This is a genomic window from Priestia sp. YIM B13489, from assembly GCF_042787645.1.
Classification (GTDB): Bacteria; Bacillota; Bacilli; order Bacillales; family Bacillaceae_H; genus Priestia; species Priestia megaterium.
On the sequence record NZ_JBHZOQ010000053.1, the window covers coordinates 269,971 to 285,202 of the forward strand.

Below are 15,232 nucleotides of genomic sequence, written 5' to 3' on the forward strand. Positions count from 1 at the left end.
CCTAAACCCAAAAGGGCCGCTGCAGCGATGCAGCGGTCTTTTCGTTGTCATTGCTTCATCTGAAGCCAGCTATCAAAATAATGAACAGCTATACTGCTTGGAGGATTTTCAGCTTGACACTTTGTAAGCAACATACCCAGCTCTTGCATCATCTTTTCTTCTCCTTTAGCAGAAAAAGAAATGTATTCTCCTTCATCTGAAGCCATCGTTTCTACCCCTATTTCAATCGGAGTGGATAGTACACGTCCCCACTTGCGTTCATTTTCTGTTATTTCAGCAATACCGTTTTCTTTATCTGCGTGGTTCCGGTACGCCATAATTGTGACTTCATCAGCGTACTGAATAATCCACCGCCCCAGCGAACCGGAACCATTGCTATTTTTGAATGGAACTTCGTCAAACCAAAACGGGATATCTACAGCAAGCGGCAAGTGTAACTCATGAGACTGTACAGCGGCTTGAGAAATAACATATTGATACTGCAGAATACTTTTCGCTCGATTATTTTCCCAACTTTTATACAAATAAGGCTCTACATCCAAATGAACCCCTGAAAATTGCTGTGGCTCGTCTGCTTGTGCTTGGTAAGCTGTTATCCAATTAAAAAATGCTTCCTGCTCTTCTATACCAGAAGGCCCTATCCAATAAGGAGCGCCGTCAAGTGCGTAAACACTTATGCCCTGGGCTTGTGCTTGTTGGATAAAATGCCGATATACGGAAGGTGAAAGATGAGTATCAATTTGTAAATAAACGTTTGTCACCTTTTTTTCTTGAAGCTTTTCGAGGATAGCTTCTTGGTTCAGCATCCATTTCTTTGTATCCCACACCCACGTCGACAGCGGTATATTTATCTCTGCATTCACCTTTGATCCACATCCTATTCCTTTCCCCATATTAAACAGCCATACAACCACCAGAAAAATAAGAACGCACTTGCTTTTCACACTCTTTTTCCTCCTTTATACGAGCCAGAACTCATATAAAGAGAGTCTGACAGCTTGGCACAACTTTATGGTGAATTTCCCCCTTAAATCTGTAGCTTTTAGCAAACTCCTCCTTATCAATTTTTTGCAGCTGAATCTCTATATGTTCTATCGGTTGCTTGATTTATTTCTCTATATCTTTCTTATTAAATAAATATGCCTGTTTTGGATGGTTTGGCTGATTTGGATATTTCAACTGTAATTGTCCTTTTCGTAATAGCTTTGTTAAATAATTATTACGTACTCCATCCGGCGTTCTTTCTAGTAAATAAGCAAACTCTTTAAGCATGAGCGGTTTTTCTTTACATAACTCAAGAATAATATGTTCCATCTGATTCGGCGAAAGCCGTTTTTTTTCACGAGCCAACGCTGCAATATCCCATAGCTTCGTATCAATATTCTCTACATTTACCAAATTAGAAGAATCCTCTTCTTGCTCATTATTATAGGAGTTATGGTTATTATTACAGGAGTTATCATCGTTATTATATAAGTTACTCTCGTTATTATAGTAGTTACCTTCCTTATTAAAGGAGTTATTATCGTTATTATATGACTTAAACTCCTCTATTAATCCTTTATTATAGGAGTAATTATTTTTATTATAGGAGTCGATTTCGACATTGTTTTCAGGTGTATTTTGATATTTTTCGACATCCTTAAAATTATTTCCCGAATCGGTTATGGACGTATTGTAAGTGTCTTTTTCAGAAGAACTTACCTGTCTTTCTTGAGTGGACAAAGATAACGTGACCACTGTACGATGCATAGAAACATCTTGATCAATAGCTGGCGTTTTATAATGATGCAGGCTCCAATTTTGCTTTACTTTTTTCAAACCAGAGCCCGAACGTTCACATAGCCCTAGTAAACTGAATAGCTTAACGATATTTGGGTTTCGAAGCTGACTAACGGTATTGCTAAAAACTGAATCTGTAGGTACTAACAAAAGGCCTGGATTAGAAAAAACGTAATGAGAAGGTTGCTTTTCTAAAATAACGCCGCCCTCGCCATTATAATCTGCATGAATAAGCATATTAATCAAAACTTCTGTTAAAGAGGAAGCGATTGACGGCTGAGGTTCGCTATTACGAACAATTTCATGAATATGAAAATAAAAATCAAAAATATTTCCTGACCACGTCCCGTCTTGAGAGGTAAAGCGCTCTGTCCATTCTTCGTTCCCTTTACTTTCCCGGTATTCTAAAAAATATTGTGGTAAAACTTCTGTGATAATCCGTTCTTCACTGAATAAAAGCAGGCCTGCGAGTGTGACTCCTTCTTTATGGGTATCTCTAACCTTTCCCCAAGCTCCTACTTTGTATAAAAACTCCTTTGTTTCAAGCGCATTCCAAGGATGAGCTGGTTTTACTTCAGCAAACCGATCCCGATAGCTTTTGATCGTATCAAAATTTAATTCGTTTAATCCATAGTGCTCTAGGATGAGATTATCTTGTAACATATTCAACTCTCCTATTATCTTTGTATATTTATTTAACAGCGCGAATATGCTGTTTCTTACCTCTTGTTACTAACGTACTAACTTTATTTATCTAGATGCCATCAGCACCCCAAAGTCCAGTCCGTAGATTGTACTTCTGTTGTGCAATTTCTTCTAAAACGATATATACATCTTATCTATTCTATCATTTTTTCTTTATTCTCTCCTTCATTTTTCAATCTTCAAAACAGTCGAGTTTATTGTGTAAAAGCTGTGGATATTCACCTTTATCCACAGCTTTTACACAGACTACAAACCCTTTTCTAGCTGTTTCAATATAAATTTGTTATAATACCCTTCATAACAACGGATTAAGTGAGGGATTACGTATGGAAAAAGCTACATTTGCAGGTGGATGTTTCTGGTGTATGGTTACACCTTTTGAAGAGCTAGAAGGTATTCACGGCATTGTATCAGGATATATGGGGGGAACTGTGGATAACCCTACTTATGAGCAAGTAAAATCTGGAACAAGCGGTTACTACGAAGTGGTTCAAATCACATTTGACCCCGAAGTGTTTCCGTATAAACGTTTATTAGATCTTTATTGGCCGCAAATTGATCCAACAGATGACGGAGGTCAATTTCAAGATCGCGGCTCGCAATATCGAACAGCAATTTTTTACCATAACGACAACCAAAAACAAGCAGCTGAAGAGACGAAGCTAGAGGTCGCAGAAAGCGGACGTTTTAAAAAACCCATCGTAACAAGCATTCTTCCTGCCTCTACGTTTTATGAAGCCGAAGAGTATCACCAAGATTTTCACAAGAAAAATCCAAAGCATTATAAAGAAGACCGCGCTAAGTCTGGTCGAGATGAATTTATTCAAACGAACTGGAAATAATTCTTGTGTTCAAAATAAAGCCGCATAGCAAACGCTATGCGGTTTTGTTTTACCAATTATCTGTATAAGTCGTTGTTGTTGACGGCACGCTCCAATATTGCTGCGAAGGCTGCCATGCTTTTAACGATCCATCAGCTCTCTTCACAATTGCTTTAAATTGAACATTTTGACTCGCAGGAAAATAGACGGTGCCTCTCCAATCAGCTGTAGATGAATTATATGTTAATTTAATTGGATAAATGGACGTATCCCACTGACCTAGCTCAGCTCTGTCTCCAACAATATAAACCGTTTCTCCTAATGCAGTTGGCGCATTTTTTACTACAACCGTTTGCGCAAGTGGTGTAACGCCCAACGTATTTTTAAATTGCCCCATCAACGTATCATTGTTGATAACATCGTAGAAACGAAGCAAAGTAAATCCTGCAAAATTATAGTTAAAGGCCATTTCAGCTGCTTTTTTATATTGATCTTCACTGCCTATAGTTAAAGCATTTTCCCCGTTTAAAACAACTCCTTTTGCATTCGCAATACCCGCTACCTGGCGTACAAGCGTCTTTGGCATAGAATATTCCGGATAATTTCCGCTGTCCGTCATTTCTAAGCACGTAAACGTTATATCTAGCTTAGCTGTTTTAAACGCATCTAAAAGCGCGTTGTAATCATTATATCCAGCAGGTTTTTCTGCAGCATGAGGAATCGTGGGATTGTTATACTGCCAATGAATTCCTGCCACTTTTGCACCGATTGGTACGTTAAAGGTGGAATCAAAAGCCTGATGAGCTAACTGTCCAATACGTTTTGTATGATCTTCCAAAGCTCCTTGATACCATGCTAAGAAATCTTTTCCATAAGCTGTTGAATAACCATCTTTTAAGAACTGATAGCCATCTGATGGCGGTAAAATTTGCGATGCAGACGTTAAATTGGTTCCCCATGCTTGATTAATGCCAGCGAGTGAACCGTATTTAGTCAAAGCATATGATTGAAACTTGCTCTTGGCGAAGGATGTATACACTTGAAATTTCCCTCTAGACGGATAGCCGGTTCCGTCTGCTGCTGTATAAGACGGATAACGAATTTCACCTGCAGGGCCTCCTGATAAATAGATTTTAGCAATCACGTCTTTATAAGGTGCTAACGCTTGCGCAAATGCCGTGTAGAGCTCTCCGTATTGCTTAGAAATAACGTCCGTTGCAAGCGGGCTTAGCGTTTCTTTATTTGTCGTACCTGTTTCAGATTTAAAGTAAAGGCTGTCATCACTTTTTAAGTTCCATACCCAAGATGGAAGCGGAACGTTACAATCATCTCCTACATTGCCTCCGCACTGATGAGTAGAAATAATAGGAACGATCTTTATACCTGCATTACGAGCTGCTTGAGCAAAGCGCTGCGCATAGGAAAAATCGAACTGCTGATCGCCGTTTTTCTCCATATCTCCCCACCAGAAGTCTACTGTCACTGCATAAAATCCATTTTGTTTCGCTTTGCGTAAATCGTTCTCAAACGCTTCCCATGTTGTATAGTCTGTTACCTTTTTTAAAGGCGCCATTAAATAGGTTTTGTAACCTGGATTCATTGATTTTCCATCTACGGCAGCCGCTCCGTTAATTGGACTTAAAATGAAAGCGTTAACAAAAATAAACATCAAAACGAAAGCCAACCCTTTTTTACATAGCTGTTTCATATCTTCCCTCCATTTTTTCAAAATCACCTATAGGTATTCGGCGGATTTTAGTTTTTTCCTTTTTCTTTTATAAAAAAAAAGACGCCCCGCCAGGACGCCTTCTTCATTAGTTCCAAATCTCATTCACCCATTCAGGATGGTCAATAAAAGGATTGCGGTTATGCTGATAGTCTGAATAAATAATGTCATTTCTACGTCGTTCTCGATCATCTACTGGGTCTTGGGTATTCCATTGAAGAAGCACAGATAATTTCCCGTGATAAGGAGCAGTACCATTATTCACTGTGTTATTAAGTTCTAAGTCAGGCTCATCACTTACATCGCCTTCATAGCGCACGGCCATATAAAACAACATACGAGCCACGTCGCCTTTTACTTCATCTCGAGGTTCCCATGAATCACTGTCAAAATAATTTCCGAGTGCTTCGCTATGTTCCGTCCCTCCGTTATCAAAATCTAAGTTTCCTCTCGTACTGTTTACAGATACATCGGTTGGACGTAAGTGATGAAGATCTGTTCCAGGTCCCATAGCTGTTCCAAAATCCCCGTGAGACTTTGCCCAGACGTGCTCACGGTTCCAATCGTCCACTCCGCCTCCATTTGTACTCTTAGCCTGTGAACGCCCTGTGTAGAGCAAAATAACGTTATTTGCGTTAGCTGGATCTTCATCCGTTTTCTTTAAAGCTTCCCATACGGCTGAATACGACAGTTCTGTGTGATGATCAATAATGTTATGAAGCTCTGTCTTTAAGCTGTTTCCTGTTTTTTTAGCTGCAGTACGATAGTAGTCTTCTACTGGAACGGTTGGCTCTGTGGGATCTGGAGCCGGATCAGTTCCTCCTGTTTCTGTACTGATAGAAGTAACTGATTTTATTCCTGGGTGTGAAAAATAAGGAGTGAGTGTGCCCGTAACAGTAAGATTTTTCCCTCTTAACTCCGAGTGACTTTGAAGTCCAAATGTACTTCGCAAATTTGAAGGAATTTGAACGTACACCATCTTGTCTGTATTGGTTTCATTTGAACTGTCAGCAAGAGCAAGTGCATAATCGCTTGGGTAATTGCTCGTAATAACTGTAGATGTGCCTGTAGGTTGACCTACTACATATCCTTTAACCGTTTGTACACTATTGTTTTGATTCTCAAGAGCTTGTGCAACAGATAAAAATGCGGCTGCTTGACTAACAGGAGTTAAGCTCACTAAAAGAACAAAAACAAGCAGGGATATTGCCCATGTTTTTTTACACAGAGCGTATAATTTCACTTTTTTATCCTCCTATATGATAGGTTTGAAAACTAGTTTTCTTCCACCTCTTTATATTATTTTTTCACTGTGAATTCCCTGCCTCTTTTTTGTTAAGTTTTATAGTGAAAAAGATGTATTCTTCTTTACAGTGACGGCCACTTTATGCGAAGGGTTATATTTTTAAAAGTCCACATTGGAAAAAGCATTATGTGTCTTTCTTTATATATGGTATAATCAACCGAATCGTAAAAGAGCTTATACCATTTCAGAAAATGAAATGATTTAAATAGAAATGAGGATTGTGTATGCTTAGTTTTGACGAAAAATTAGCTATTATTTCATCGTTTCCAGAGCTGCATCGAAAAGATGTATCTTTAGGACGCGTGAATTTTCATTATGAAGAAAGCGTGTACGATAAAACGGTTGTTGTGCATCATCTGCATCCTAACGGAAATGGATTTGTATATGGAGGGTTTTTAAAAGGATATGAAACAAATGACAAAGGTCTTGTAAATATCCGTGATTATACAGAAGAAGAGCTCCGCTCAATTATTGAAGCTTCTATTGAATCTTTGTCAACCCTTCCTGATACAGCTAGAGAAGAAGCTATTGTAGGGAATGGAAATGAACAGCGCTGGAACGGCCCAGACAATGCAACGCTTTTACTTGTTCATGAAGATGATCTCTGGAATGTTTATTCTGGCTTGAATTTAGAGGCAGCATTTCTATCTTACGAAGAAGCAGAAGATTATTTGTTTGAAGAAGGCTTCCGCCGCCTATAAGCTTGCGTCTATACGCAAAAACCTCGCTGTTGATTAACAGCGAGGTTTTTTCATTTTTTCACAGAAGGTTGAGGGCTAATGCGCGGTATTAAAACCGCAAATAATACAACAACCCCCACACCAATCAATAATAAATAAAACCATTGTAGGTCTGATGACTTTTCAGAAGCAGTTTGTTCTGTTCGATCTTTCTTGTAGGAAGTGTTTTTAGAAGAAAACAAGTTATATTCTTTTGCTTTCGCAGAAATCGTATTATCTTCAGCTGATGCGTTCGCAAAAAGACTTTCTTTTAAGCTCTCTTTCTCTACATCTTCCTCTTTTTCAAATGTAAGATCCTTTATTTCCTCCGGAATATTTCCTACTTCTTTTTTATTTTCTAGCAAAGATTCGGGGTCCAAGTTAATCGGATCATCCTTATATACATTTGGTTTAATCTCTTCAACGTTTCCGTCATCAGCTTCAGCCGCTGCTGCTATAGGGAAACAAAGAAGTGAAAAAATAAGAACAATACTTCCAATCTTCTTATTAAGCACTATAGGTTTCATCATTTTCAACCTCTTTAGTCGTCTTTAAAGCACGAATAATAGATGGCAGAACACTTAAAACGGCAGTCATTCCCAGTAATACAATAAGCGCCTGTCCAAACAGAGACTGCGTATCATATTGAATTGACATATATACTTTAGATACTGGATCTTCGTAATTAAAGTTTGGCATAGATAAGTTAAGAAGCGGGGTAATATAAAATAAAATCAACCCTACTGTCGTAACCCATCCAGCGAAGCTTCCTAATAAGAAAGCAATACGTACGAGTGTAGATGTAGCAAGCAATAAGACGATCGTAAAGATTGACCATTCCATTGCCCGGTCTCCCGATAACGAATAAATATTAAGGCTAAAGATACTTACCATTAACCCTACAATCAAATTCAATAACCCAAACAGCGTACCTTTCACAAGTATAGGTGCATGTCGGTAGTATTGACTGAAATAGCCAATTAGTAAGCTGCTGATTAAGATAATAACCAAAATGACAACTGGTGGAACCTCTTTTACTTTTTCAGCCGGCACTTCACCGCTTACTTGAAGAGGATTGGCTAAATAATGATAAACGTAATCATTATTCTGTCCATCTACTAATGTATTATTTAACAAACGGTATACCTGGCCGCGAACCAACTTCGTTGAATCCACGTTTTGGGCCCACTTGCTGTTAAGCGTGTCAGCTTTATCCTGGACTTCATTTACACGCTTCTGCAATTCATCTGTGTATGTGACAACATTTGCTTGTCTTTCACCTAAAGATGAAATGAGTTCGTTCATTCCCTTCAACTCTTGACCCATGCTTTGCTGCAGCGTCATTAAGCCCGTTACGTCCGGAGCTTCTTTCTTTTCTAATGCTTGATCTTCACCTGCGCTAGATTGAAGCTCTTGATTCATTGCATTTGCTTTTTCTTGAATAGCTGATAGCTCTTCCATAATAGATGCTTGTTCAGCATCAACTGTTTGTCCATATTGATCAGCAAAATCTTGCACTGAACTTTGGAACTGTGCTAACTCTTCTTTTGTTAGAGACAGGTTTTGTTGGATTTGCTTACGTGCATCTTGAGAAGAGACGGTACCAGCTAACGCCTGCTGCAAACTTCCTTTAATAGAGTCATTGTTAAGGACGCTGTTCTGTATGTCTGTATTTCCTACCTGAGCTAAAGTCAAATCATACTGCGATAAATCACCGTAGTACTTTAGCAGATCTTCTGCACTGCTGCTTTGAATCTTACCTGAGAATGTATTGCTCAACTTTTCCTTGCGAGAAGCTGAAAGGTTTGGAGAAGATAAAATTTTATCTTCTTTGTTTGTAATCATCGTAATGAGATTGTCTACATTCACACTACCTTTAGAAGGCTTTTTGCCGTCTTCTTTCAACTTTTCATTCTCTTTTTTTAATCGTTCATTTTCTTCTTGAAGCTTAGCAATTTGACTGCTCGACGACTTGTTCGCTTCTTCTAAGTCTTTCTCTGCTTTGTTTTTCTGTGCTGTCAAAGACTTAACGTCTGCTTCCAAACTAGCAATTTTTCGCTTCAGCTCATCCGTATTTTCTCCTGAAGCTTCCGGCTGAACTTTTACATTTTGCAGCTCATCTTTGACTGCTTGTACCTGTGTTTTCAGATTAGCCACTTTTTCAAGCGCACTTTTCACAGCATTGGATGTACCTGATGCATCCGATGTGTCCGATGTTTCAGGCGTTTCAGGCGTTTCAGGCGTTTCCGTTCCCTCAGATGTCTCAGGTGCTTCAGGTGCTTCAGGTGTTTCGTTCACCATTCTTTGGAGCTGCTGTTCTAAGTCTTCAAGGCCTTTTGATATATCATCAAGCTTTGCTGTTTGCTGAGATAAATCCACTTTAATTGGTTCTGACGTTCCTTCGCCTTGACCGGAATCTGGCTGAGTTCCATCATCTTCTCCAGGATCCGTTGGCGTCTCTCCACCTTGATTCGGATCTGGCTGAGTTCCGTCACCTTCCCCAGGGTCCGTTGGCGTCTCTCCGCCTTGATTCGGATCTGGCTGAGTTTCGCCGTCTTCTCCTGGATCCGTTGAGCCTCCGCCACCCTCATTTGATGAAGCTGTCTCTAGCTGCGCACGAAGCGGCTTTAGCTTACTTTCAATTTGATTTAGGGTTGTTTGCTCAGACTGCTGTTTATATGAACTGACTATTTGGCCGTTCAAATCTTGCAGAGCTTTTTCTTGTTCACTGACGTTATCCGCTTGTTGGTCTCCAAGTTCTCCGACGGCTTTTTGATTTTGATCCAACTGCTGTTGAATGGAAGATAAGCCACTAAACACTTGATTGGCCTGCTCATTAAAATTTTGCTTAGAGCTTGGCTGATTAGATTCAAGGGAAGACAGCCCTTCTTGAATCGCAGTGACGCTTTGAGCCTGCGTTTTTTCAAGCATTTGTTTCTGTGTTTCTTGATATGTTTGATATTGATTTACATATCCAATAAAGCTGTTTAAATTCTTTTCAACCTGTTCTACGTCGCCTTGTCTGTCACTCGAACCTTTTTCTGCTTTATTTACATTATCTTGGATTTGCTGAAGAATTTTCTTTTGATCATTTAATTCACCTGCTAAATCTTTTGAATTCGGTTTATAAAAAGCGACCATTGTTTTTTGAAAGGCGATTTCTTTATTTAGAATTTTATCGAACTGTCCTCGTACCTTATCCACTTCCTGTGATACATAACTCCAGTACAAAGAGGACATTTCATTATTAACCTTTGTAGTAGCATCTTCTAATTCCCCTACTACTTTTTCCTTATTAACTGCGTTAAGCTGACTTTGAACTTTGTATTCCAAAGTAGCTTTTTCTGGCTTTTTTTCCTGATACGATAAAATATTTTGTGAGAAGGTCGAGGGAATATAGATAACCGCATCATATTTTCCATTCTGTAAACCGCTTGTAGCTGCGCTTCGTCCAAGCACGGTCCATTGATAATCCGACCCCTCCTGTAAAAGAGGAGTCACTTTTTCTCCAAACTCTATCGCTTTTTCACTATTTTCTTTTACTCCATTATCTTCGTTAACCACCGCAATCGTTCTTGTTGAGTTTTCTGTGACTTGCAGTGGGTTGTCTCCAATATACTGGAAAAAGAAAGAAGGAAGAGCCAAAATTAAAACAACAGCTAATATGACTTTAAGTGTATACTTACGCTGTTCGGTCATGTTAAGATCTTCCTTTCACTTACACATAGCGGGATTTGAATTCTTGTTTCTTTTCCACTTTTAATATAATAACCGAAGCCAGGGTTAACGTCAGCTTCTTTTCGGTCATAAGGAAGTGTAAATAAGCTTTGCTCTGTTTTCTTCATCAACAGCACGGCTTGGCTAATTTGCTTCACTTCTGTTGTTAAGGCGTCAAATCCTTTTGAAAACTCATTGTTGTTCCCTGCAACAATCAAGTTAAAGCCCAGGTGACTGTAATTTTTCATCAATTTTGTAATACGATCCTGCAGGACGCTGTCTAAGTTTTGCTGGAATCGTACAAATCCATCTACTACAAGCATGATCGGGGAAAATGAAAGACTGTGTACCGTTCCTTCCTGCACTGCTTCCAAATACTTATTTTCACGTCGCTGCAATCGTTCTTCAGTTAAATCAAGCCAGTCGATAATCTGTTCTTTTGTTTCCATGTAAACAACTTGCTCTTCAGCTGCATAACTTGATAAACCGCGGTCAACCGAATCAAATAGTCCGATTTGCTTCACGCCTTGTTCAAGCGCTGTTTGCAGTATGACCTTCACTACATTTGTCTTTCCTTTTTGCGTCTGCCCCATGACGATGCAATGCTTATTTTTCTTAAAGTTCATATGCACCGGTCGAACAAACTCTTCATCTAACCCAAGAGGAATGACTCCTTTTTCCCTAATAACCCTTCTGTCCGTTATAAACTCGGCAAGTACAAGTTTTGATGACAGCATTGGTACAGGCTCTGGAACAATAGCATCAGCATATTGATTCTTTAATCGTTGAATGTGCAGCTTAACTGTATCAAAAATTTCAAAATCATCTTTTCCTTCCGCAGGTAAAAACAGCTGCGCAAAATAAGGTTGATCCGTTTTGATAATAGCCCGGCCTGGAATAGACTCTAGCGCATACGGCGTACGTCCTAAAATAGAATACGCTTCTGAATGATCCATTAAATAATGAACAACCTTCGTTTTCAAATTATTCATAAGCGACTGACGAATAGAATTCACCCGCGTCGCGGTAAAGATCATATAAATTCCTAAAGACTGACCGTCACGCACGAGCTGTGTGAACTGCATTTCTAGATCTTGCATTTCTTCTTTGACAAGATCAAAATTATCAATCGTGATAAAAATTAGAGGAAGCTCTTCTGAACTTAGAGCATTATACATTTTGATATTGCTAACTTCCCACTGTTGAAATAACTGCTTTCGCCTTGCGATTTCTTGTTTGATAATCGTCATGAATTTTTCAATTTTACGCATTTGATCCATTAAGAAATAATCCGCCGTATGAGGCAGCTGACGAAGCGGTAGCAGCGTGCCGTTTCCAAAGTCAAAAATGTAATAATGAAGCTGCTCCGGGCTCTTTCTTTCAGCTAGACTAAGAAGCAACATCATGACTGTAAACGATTTACCGTATCCTGACGAACCAAATATACCAATGTTTCCATCGTCCATCAGCTGATAGTTATATACCGTTTGGCTTTGCTTTTCCGGTTCATCAATCAAGCCAATTGGGAATACGCCGTCTCGCTTCTCTTTGTACTCACTGCGAAGCAATCTTTCTTTAAGAGGCGGCAGCCATGGACTATTTAATTTTTTGATAGCTAGTTCCTGCTGCGTTTTTTCAATTTTTTGCACCACAACATCAATTTCTGCTTCCGCTTGTTTAGATGACGTCTGCTGAGTAGATACATCAGATAAAGGAATCAACCCGAGATCTGTGACAATGGCGACTTCATCTTCAGCCCCATACGTATCTTCCATGTACGGGGCACCGCTCCAAGCTGACTGAAACAGTTCATACACTTCATTATTTCCAACCTGCAGATAGCCTCGACCCGTCACCGTAATAGAAGCAGCGTCCGCATTTTTTAAGATTTCTTTACTGTCAGCGGCATCTTGGACTTTTAAAGCTACTTTAAAGCGTGCATTACTCCAAATTTGATCGTCAATAACACCGCCTGGCTTTTGCGTCGCTAAAATTAAATGAACGCCCAGACTACGTCCAATGCGCGCCGCGCTGACTAATTCCCGAATGAACTCTGGTTCTTCACTTTTTAACTCGGCAAATTCATCCGAGATTAAGAATAAATGAGGCAGAGGTTCTTCTGCCATACCTTGCTTATATAAATCTGTATAATCATTAATGTGATTGACTTCATATCTATCAAACAAGCGCTGGCGTCGCTTTAATTCACTTTTAATAGAAGCTAGGGCTCTTGTACTAAAATTCTTACTTCCTTCAATGTTTGTAATGGTTCCAAGCAGATGAGGCATGTTTTTAAACGGCTGAGCCATTCCTCCGCCCTTATAGTCAATCAATAAAAACGCGACTTCATGGGGGTGGAAATTCACCGCTAGAGAAAGAATGTACGTTTGTAAGAATTCACTTTTCCCTGACCCCGTCGTACCTGCAAGTAATCCATGAGGGCCGTGAGCTTTTTCATGAAGATTTAGTTCAACAATATCTTCTTTTCCTTTTAAACCAATGGGAACTGCTAGCGACTTAGCTGATTCATTGCTTTGCCACCTTTGCACGATATCCAACTCACCAATTTCTCTTGCTTTAAATAATTCTAAGAATGAAACGCTATTTGGAATTGAGTTGGTCATACCAACTTGGTGATCCAATGTCCGCAGCATCCTTGCAAATCTTTCATTATAATCAAGCGTGTGTTTATCAAGCTGAAATGGAATATTCACAGCTTTTTGCTTTTGAATTAATATATCCCCCTCGGATTCGTTAATATAACGGACGAGTGTATGAACATGCTCCGTTAAGCTTTCCTTTGTCTCTGCCCCAAATATCGCAGAAAACCCAAGGTGAGGGTGATATCCTTCTAAATACTCTAAGATAACGTGATCTGCAATTAACTGCTGATTCGTAATAATAAAAACAAAGTGAGGCAAGAAGACACCTTCTCCTTTTGCTTCATCTAAATCGCGTTCTCTCAGCATTTCATAAATAGAAGATAAAAGCTGATCTCTCGTTTGTTCATTATAGATGAAACCTTTCGCAAAAGAATGCGGAAGCTGAAAATGAGGAAGCCATTTCATCCATTCCCACTCTTTATATTCTTCTTCATCAAAAATGAATACGAATCTTACGTCATGATAACTGTGGGAAAATGCCAGCTGTCCTACAAGCTGATGCAGTTCATTCTTCACCGTTTTCATCTTTCCTACCAGACCGATAGAGCCTAAACCTAAATGAGCGGTAACAGGGGCATTTTTCACTTCTCGATAGACCTTTTCCATGTGCTGAGACTGCTCAAGCAAATCATCAATTTCTCGATTAGCCATATCTCCGCTATTCAAAGAAATTTGGTAGCTTCCCGGAACTGTTCCTGTTCCAAGGCGCACCTGTAAAAAATCACTGCTTTCTACAGTTCGTTCCCAAATTCGATCAGAAATCTGTTCTGTTAAATATTTCATGCGTTCAAACGTCGGAAAATGATAAGATAATACATCTCGTTGAACTGATACTAGTTCTTGTAATTCCTCGCGCTTGTTCTCTAAATACTTGGTATAAATTCGACGACGACGCTCCTGCCGCTTCTTGCGCTGTTTTTTATCTTTGAAATATTGAACGGTAGATACAATCAGCGTGGTCGTAAACATCATGACAGATATAATAATAAAAATTCCCCTAGGCTGAATAATCGAGACCGTACCCATGACTAAAAGCATGACTAATGGCGGTAAAATAGTAAGCCACAAGCTTCGGTTATTTTCATCATTGTCTTGAGATGGAAAGGACAAGCTCACCTTATCATTAGGCAAATCATATATCATGCGCGGTGTCCGTCTATAAACCGGGTACTTCTTTTTCATTTCAGAAATAGGCTGTGCCGTAGTTGGAAGCTTAGATGCATAATCATAGCAGCTTTGAATCTGCAGCAAATCTTTTTCGATCAATTGAATCGTCATAGAAGACCATAAAATGAGATCTCCGGGCTGAAGGTTCGTATTCTCTTCTAGTCGGTGTCCATTAAGATAAAGCGGTTCTTGGTTATAAAAGACCTTCCACTTTCCATTTATCTTTGATAAGTAAAATCCTTCTTTTGGCTCTACTACACACTTTTCTTTCTGCTGATACACATCAGCTGTTTCATCACTTGTGGAAAACGAGACTTCTGAGCCGTAATCAATATAATAGACAGCTTCTTTAACAGCCGTGTCTGTAAGGACAAAGGTTAAAGCATGTCCTTGTTCTCGCCATACAAACGACTGAGAAACAGATAGCTCTGCTATCCTTTTTTCTCCGTAGGAAATCAAGAGCCGGCCGTTTTTTTCAGATGACAGCGTCATTTGCCCTTTCTCAAACGGATAGGAAATGTAAAAGTTTGATGCTGAGTGTTTCCTACCGTTGCTTGGCGAAAGGTTTTAAAATCTACAGGCAGCTGCTGATACGTTTGCCCACTAACTACCCAAAGCATATTCAT

10 protein-coding genes are annotated in these 15,232 nt (G+C 39.4%); 2 read left to right on the forward strand and 8 right to left on the reverse strand.

Features of this window, described 5'->3' with window-relative positions; genetic code table 11:
* Positions 1 to 47 precede the first annotated feature (47 nt).
* Both ACFX4W_RS07370 and ACFX4W_RS07375 read right to left on the reverse strand, forming a co-directional pair.
* Complete coding sequence (locus ACFX4W_RS07370) at positions 48 to 944, reverse strand: hypothetical protein (RefSeq protein ID WP_043975703.1); 897 nt, start codon at positions 942 to 944, stop codon at positions 48 to 50.
* 163 nt (positions 945 to 1,107) lie between these two features.
* A complete protein-coding gene (locus ACFX4W_RS07375) occupies positions 1,108 to 2,445 on the reverse strand; it encodes an ATP-binding protein (protein WP_043975706.1) in 1,338 nt (445 codons plus the stop codon).
* Between the two features lie 368 nt (positions 2,446 to 2,813).
* On the opposite strand from ACFX4W_RS07375, the gene msrA reads away from it, so the two are divergent.
* Entirely contained in the window at positions 2,814 to 3,329 is a 516-nt protein-coding gene (msrA, locus tag ACFX4W_RS07380) for a peptide-methionine (S)-S-oxide reductase MsrA (RefSeq protein ID WP_043975708.1), read from the forward strand.
* A 49-nt stretch (positions 3,330 to 3,378) separates the two neighbouring features.
* Here msrA and ACFX4W_RS07385 read toward each other — a convergent pair whose 3' ends face one another.
* Both ACFX4W_RS07385 and ACFX4W_RS07390 read right to left on the reverse strand, forming a co-directional pair.
* Positions 3,379 to 5,016 carry a family 14 glycosylhydrolase gene (locus tag ACFX4W_RS07385; protein WP_043975710.1) on the reverse strand — a complete coding sequence of 546 codons (1,638 nt, stop codon included), beginning with the start codon at positions 5,014 to 5,016 and terminating at the stop codon, positions 3,379 to 3,381.
* A 106-nt stretch (positions 5,017 to 5,122) separates the two neighbouring features.
* Complete coding sequence (locus ACFX4W_RS07390) at positions 5,123 to 6,277, reverse strand: endonuclease (RefSeq protein ID WP_043975712.1); 1,155 nt, start codon at positions 6,275 to 6,277, stop codon at positions 5,123 to 5,125.
* Between the two features lie 287 nt (positions 6,278 to 6,564).
* Between ACFX4W_RS07390 and ACFX4W_RS07395 the strand changes: the two genes are divergently transcribed.
* Positions 6,565 to 7,041: a hypothetical protein gene (locus ACFX4W_RS07395; protein WP_013081504.1), complete on the forward strand. Its 477-nt coding sequence runs from the start codon at positions 6,565 to 6,567 to the stop codon at positions 7,039 to 7,041.
* 50 nt (positions 7,042 to 7,091) lie between these two features.
* Here the strand turns inward: ACFX4W_RS07395 and essA are convergent, their stop codons facing one another.
* Genes essA through ACFX4W_RS30710 form a run of 4 tightly spaced genes read right to left on the reverse strand, consistent with a single transcriptional unit; the run spans position 7,092 to position 15,232 of the window.
* A complete protein-coding gene (essA, locus tag ACFX4W_RS07400; RefSeq protein WP_043975714.1) occupies positions 7,092 to 7,589 on the reverse strand; it encodes a type VII secretion protein EssA in 498 nt (165 codons plus the stop codon).
* Positions 7,567 to 10,758, reverse strand: a complete 3,192-nt coding sequence (gene esaA / locus ACFX4W_RS07405) for a type VII secretion protein EsaA (RefSeq protein WP_043975716.1) — start codon at positions 10,756 to 10,758, stop codon at positions 7,567 to 7,569. The genes essA and esaA overlap by 23 nt, the downstream gene beginning before the upstream one ends.
* Positions 10,755 to 15,098 (reverse strand): type VII secretion protein EssC, encoded by a 4,344-nt coding sequence (essC, locus tag ACFX4W_RS07410; RefSeq protein ID WP_483879986.1) that lies wholly within the window; start codon positions 15,096 to 15,098, stop codon positions 10,755 to 10,757. Before essC ends, esaA begins: the two co-directional genes overlap by 4 nt.
* Positions 15,095 to 15,232: a hypothetical protein gene (locus ACFX4W_RS30710; protein ID WP_483879987.1), complete on the reverse strand. Its 138-nt coding sequence runs from the start codon at positions 15,230 to 15,232 to the stop codon at positions 15,095 to 15,097. The genes essC and ACFX4W_RS30710 overlap by 4 nt, the downstream gene beginning before the upstream one ends.

Coding starts and splice junctions, on each gene's coding strand:
- ACFX4W_RS07375 (WP_043975706.1), bottom strand. CDS start 2,445: ATGTTACAAGATAATCTCATCCTAGAGCACTATGGATTAAACGAATTA.
- msrA (WP_043975708.1), top strand. CDS start 2,814: ATGGAAAAAGCTACATTTGCAGGTGGATGTTTCTGGTGTATGGTTACA.
- ACFX4W_RS07385 (WP_043975710.1), bottom strand. CDS start 5,016: ATGAAACAGCTATGTAAAAAAGGGTTGGCTTTCGTTTTGATGTTTATT.
- ACFX4W_RS07395 (WP_013081504.1), top strand. CDS start 6,565: ATGCTTAGTTTTGACGAAAAATTAGCTATTATTTCATCGTTTCCAGAG.
- essA (WP_043975714.1), bottom strand. CDS start 7,589: ATGATGAAACCTATAGTGCTTAATAAGAAGATTGGAAGTATTGTTCTT.
- esaA (WP_043975716.1), bottom strand. CDS start 10,758: ATGACCGAACAGCGTAAGTATACACTTAAAGTCATATTAGCTGTTGTT.
- essC (WP_483879986.1), bottom strand. CDS start 15,098: ATGACGCTGTCATCTGAAAAAAACGGCCGGCTCTTGATTTCCTACGGA.
- ACFX4W_RS30710 (WP_483879987.1), bottom strand. CDS start 15,232: ATGAATATGCTTTGGGTAGTTAGTGGGCAAACGTATCAGCAGCTGCCT.